General features: G+C 38.2%; 2 protein-coding genes and 1 pseudogene. All 3 read left to right on the top strand.

Annotation, left to right across the window (positions count from 1 at the left end):
• Positions 1-1121: 1121 nt before the first annotated feature.
• Positions 1122-2732: a type I restriction-modification system subunit M gene (locus tag MMU05_RS22880; protein WP_241143981.1), complete on the top strand. Its 1611-nt coding sequence runs from the start codon at positions 1122-1124 to the stop codon at positions 2730-2732.
• Positions 2722-3852, top strand: coding sequence for a restriction endonuclease subunit S (locus MMU05_RS22875; protein ID WP_241143980.1), 1131 nt, complete (start codon positions 2722-2724; stop codon positions 3850-3852). The genes MMU05_RS22880 and MMU05_RS22875 overlap by 11 nt, the downstream gene beginning before the upstream one ends.
• A gap of 4 nt (positions 3853-3856) precedes the next feature.
• Positions 3857-4399: pseudogene (locus MMU05_RS22870) on the top strand (AAA family ATPase); the annotation flags it as partial.
• Between the last annotated feature and the right edge of the window lie 121 nt (positions 4400-4520).

Raw genomic sequence — 4520 nt, 5'->3', positions numbered from 1 at the left:
TCGCGTTATCGGGTTGGAGACCGTCATCCTGAACCGGAGCTTGCGGATCCCGACAGCTGTACGGGAGAAGGATCTCTTTTTTTTGTTGTAATGGTTGTAATTGTTGTCGGGTTGAAAAACCCCGAAGGGGTGACATATTTATAGAAAAAATGTGAAATGAGTTGGGTTTGGTTTTGGCTAATTTGATGGGTGATTGGGAAGTTGCTTTCCGCCAAAACAGGGAAGGTTATTTTTTAACCACAGATTTAAATGATTTTCACAGATTTTTTACCACATAGGGTCATAGAGAACATAGGAGAGGATTGGTTGTAATTGTTGTAGTGGTTGTCATTGTTGTCAGGTTGTCTGCTTTGCGTTGTCAGGATGTCGGGTTGTCGGGTTGGAGACCGTCATCCTGAACCGTAGCTTGCGGAGGTGAAGGATCTCTTTTTTTTGTTGTAATGGTTGTAATTGTTGTCGGGTTGAAAAACCCCGAAGGGGTGACATATTTATAGAAAAAATGTGAAATGAGTAGGATTTGGTTTTGGCTAATTTGATGGGTGATTCATATGAAAGCTTTCCGCCAAAACAGGGATGGGAGTTTTTTACCACAGATTAACAGGATTGGCACAGATGAAACAAGTGGTTTTTTTTACCACACAGAATCATTGAGAATATAGGAGTGGATTGGTTCCGCCACGGCGGACAGGTGTAATTGTTGTAAGTTATCTGCTGCGCATTCTTGGAACTTGTTTCTTGGAACTTGTTTCTCGTGTCTTGTATCTTGTATCTTGAATCTAATGTCAATTATGGGGGAGTAAGCTCGCACTATCCCTTACTTTGGTACTACTTTGGTATTACTTTGCACCTACTTTGGTACGGCTTTGCTCCTACTCTGGAAGTGGATTTCATGGGGTTTGGGATTGGGAAGATTGGATGGGAATAATAATAAGAAGAAAGAGATAAGAGGTGATGGAGATGTTATCCAAATTGGTCTTGAGTCAAAAAAGGTGAGATAGGGTATTAGAAAGAGTGCGCCACTACCCTATTTTAGTAAAAATACCCTCATCACGGGATAGGATTAAACGGTCTAAATCGACTAAATTAGCAGAATACAAATCTGTGATCAATAAGTAAAGATAATGCCCAAACTAAAGGAAGATCCCGCCAACAAAGCCACGGGAAAAGTAAAAGTATCTAAGCAAATCCAGGATAAGCCCATAGAAGTCACCCTATGGGATGCTGCCAATAAACTGAGAGGCAGCGTAGAACCTGCCGAATACAAGCACGTCGTATTGAGTCTGATATTTTTGAAGTTTGCCAGCGACAAGTTTGAAGACCACCGCACCAAACTGATCGCTGAGGGCAAAGAGAAGTACATAGAAATGCCCGATTTCTACAATATGAGCAATGTCTTCTTTTTGGAAGAAAACAGCCGATGGGGTTTTCTGATCAAAAAGTCAAAGCAAAATGACATTGCCCTCCTTATAGACACTGCTCTGCATACCATTGAGAAAAACAACAAAGCACTGAAAGGTGCCTTGCCCGATAATTACTTTTCCCGCTTGGGACTCGACATCACCAAGCTTGCTTCCCTCCTAGACACCATCAATGACATCGATACGCTCAGGGACCCCAAGCAGGATGTGGTAGGAAAAGTCTATGAATACTTCCTATCCAAGTTTGCACTTGCTGAAGGAAAAGGAAAAGGGGAATTTTATACACCCAAGAGCATTGTCAACCTGATAGCAGAGATGATCGAACCCTACAAAGGGATAATCTATGACCCGGCTTGTGGTTCTGGTGGTATGTTTGTGCAGTCTATCAAGTTTATCGAAGCGCATCACGGCAATAAAAAAGAGGTTTCGATCTACGGACAGGAATACACCAACACCACCTACAAGCTTGCGAAGATGAACCTTGCCATCCGGGGTATCAGTGGTAATCTGGGAGAAAAAGCGGCGGATACTTTTGCCGATGACCAACATAAGGACCTGAAGGCAGATTTTATCATGGCAAACCCTCCATTTAACCAAAAAGACTGGCGGGCAGAAAATGAACTGAAAGACGATCCAAGATGGAGAGGCTATGATGTCCCGCCGAAGAGTAACGCCAATTATGGATGGATTTTGAATATGGTGTCGAAGCTATCGGAAAATGGCATAGCCGGTTTTATTCTAGCCAACGGTGCACTCAGTGGCGGCGGTGAAGAATACAAAATCCGTAGGAAGTTGATCGAAAATGATTTGGTAGAGGCAATTGTCGTTTTGCCAAGAAATATGTTTTATACCACTGATATCAGCGTTACGCTATGGATTTTAAACAAAAATAAAAAAGCCCGCTCGGTAAAATCGGGAGATCTAGAAAGAAATTATAGGGATAGAAAAGGTGAAATACTTTTTATTGATTTAAGAAGGTGGGGCACAGAATATGAAAAAATGTATGTTGAGTTAATCCAAAAGGATATTGAGGAAATCACTTCTACATACCATAATTGGCAGCAAATTAATTGGGAAATGATCTATAAAAACATTCCTGAATTTTGCTATTCGGCTCACTTTGACGAATTAAAGCACAATGATTTTTCATTGGTGCCAAGTAAATACATTGAATTTATCGACCGTGACAGCGAAATAGATTTTGATATTGAAATGAAACGCATTCAAAAGGATTTCAAAACCCTTTTGGAAGAAGAAAAGCGATCGCAGGAACAATTGATTAACGCTTTTAAAACCTTGGGTTATGAGTTATAAGCGTATTGGCGATTATATTCATTTGGTTGACCACCGCAACAAAGATTTAGCGGTTACAAATCTTTTGGGTATAAACATTACCAAAAACTTTATGCCATCTGTTGCCAATACTTCTGAAACTGATTTATCGAAATACAAAATCATTCAGAAAGGACAATTTGCATATAGTGCTATGCAAGTGGGTAGAGATGAAACTATTCGTTTGGCTTTGTATGCCGAAGAAAATCCTGCTATAATTTCACCTGCTTATTTGGTGATTGAAGTGAATGACAAAAATGAACTGCTACCAGAATACATGATGATGTGGTTTCAAAGACCCGAATCAGACAGATACGGGTGGTTTATTAGCGATAGCAGCGTAAGGGCAAGTTTAGAATGGGAACGCTTTTGCGAAATACAAATTCCAATACCTGATATTGACGAACAACGAAAATTTGTTGCTCTTTACAATGGCTTACTCACCAATCAAAAAGCTTACGCAAATAGTTTGGCAGATTTGCAATTGATTTGTGATATGATAATGGATAAACTAAAGTACATCCACAACCACCAACCTTTAAGGGATTTAATACATTTGGTAAATACAAGGAATGGAAATTTAGAAATTACAAATTTGATAGGTGTAAATATCAATAAGTATTTTATGCCTTCAGTTGCCAATTCTTCAGGATTAGATTTATCTAAATATAAAGTCATTAAAAAAGGCCAATTTGCTACAAATATAATGCACGTCAACAGAGATGAAATCCTGCCAGTTGCGCTATATCAAAAAGAAGAAGCTTCTATTGTTTCACCTGCATATATGACTTTTGAAGTAATAGACGAAAATGTTTTGTTATCCGAATTTTTAATGATGTGGTTTCAGCGACCTGAATTTGACAGAAGGGCTTGGACTTATTGCGATTCAAGTGTTAGAGGTGGTTTGGAGTGGAATCGTCTTTGTGATATCGAAATTCCAATTCCCGACATCAAAATACAGGAAGCCATTGTAACCATTTACCACACTTTGGAAACCCGAAAACGCATCAACGAGCAATTGAAGAATACTATCAAACCGCTTTGCCCTGTCCTGATGAAGGGGGTGGTGGAAAGTTTGAAATTACAGAAGTTAGAATTTTAGGTATATGGGATTACAATTAAAAAGTTTAAGGGTTCATGGGTTTAGAGGAATTGACAATCTTGAAGTTGATTTCGAACCAACTACTGTATTAGTAGGAACAAACAATGCTGGAAAGACAACAATATTGAAGTCCCTCCAATTAGCGCTTTCAAATTCTCTACAAATAACCGATGATGATTTTCATTATTCAGATGCCATAATTCGAAATAAAATTGTAATTGATATTTTATTTATTAGTGTTGATGAAGAAGGAAAACAAATAGCGGAGTTCGAGGATAAATGGGCGACTGTCCTTACTGTAAATAGAATTACTATTGATTCTGAGGGTAAGCAAATACTTGCTTTTAGAACAGTTGTTGAGGAGAACCTATTAAGAAAAAGCTATAAGAAAAAACAATTTATCATTGACGAATGGGGCGATTTTTACAATGAGGAAGATGACTTTTGGTATTCTAAGAACTATGATCAGGAGTTAAGTTTTTACTTTGATGAAATACCCTTTTTTTATTTAGATGCAAATAGAGACATACTTGATGATTTGAAAAACAAAACATCATTCTTAGGAAAAATTTTATCTTCTATTATATATAATATGATTATCCGCAATCATTCCAGTAAGGATAAATTGAAGCAATGATGAGTCTGTCAAAAAGCTTTTGACCGAAATA

Origin of the sequence: Cognataquiflexum rubidum (assembly GCF_022538115.1) — a bacterium.
GTDB lineage: Bacteria > Bacteroidota > Bacteroidia > Cytophagales > Cyclobacteriaceae > Cognataquiflexum > Cognataquiflexum rubidum.
Note: the sequence above shows the minus strand (reverse complement) of the source record. Positions and strands in the feature narration are given on the sequence as shown.

What these genes read in the sequence shown, in the direction of transcription:
- MMU05_RS22880 (WP_241143981.1), top strand. Translation starts at nt 1,122, where the DNA reads ATGCCCAAACTAAAGGAAGATCCCGCCAACAAAGCCACGGGAAAAGTA.
- MMU05_RS22875 (WP_241143980.1), top strand. Translation starts at nt 2,722, where the DNA reads ATGAGTTATAAGCGTATTGGCGATTATATTCATTTGGTTGACCACCGC.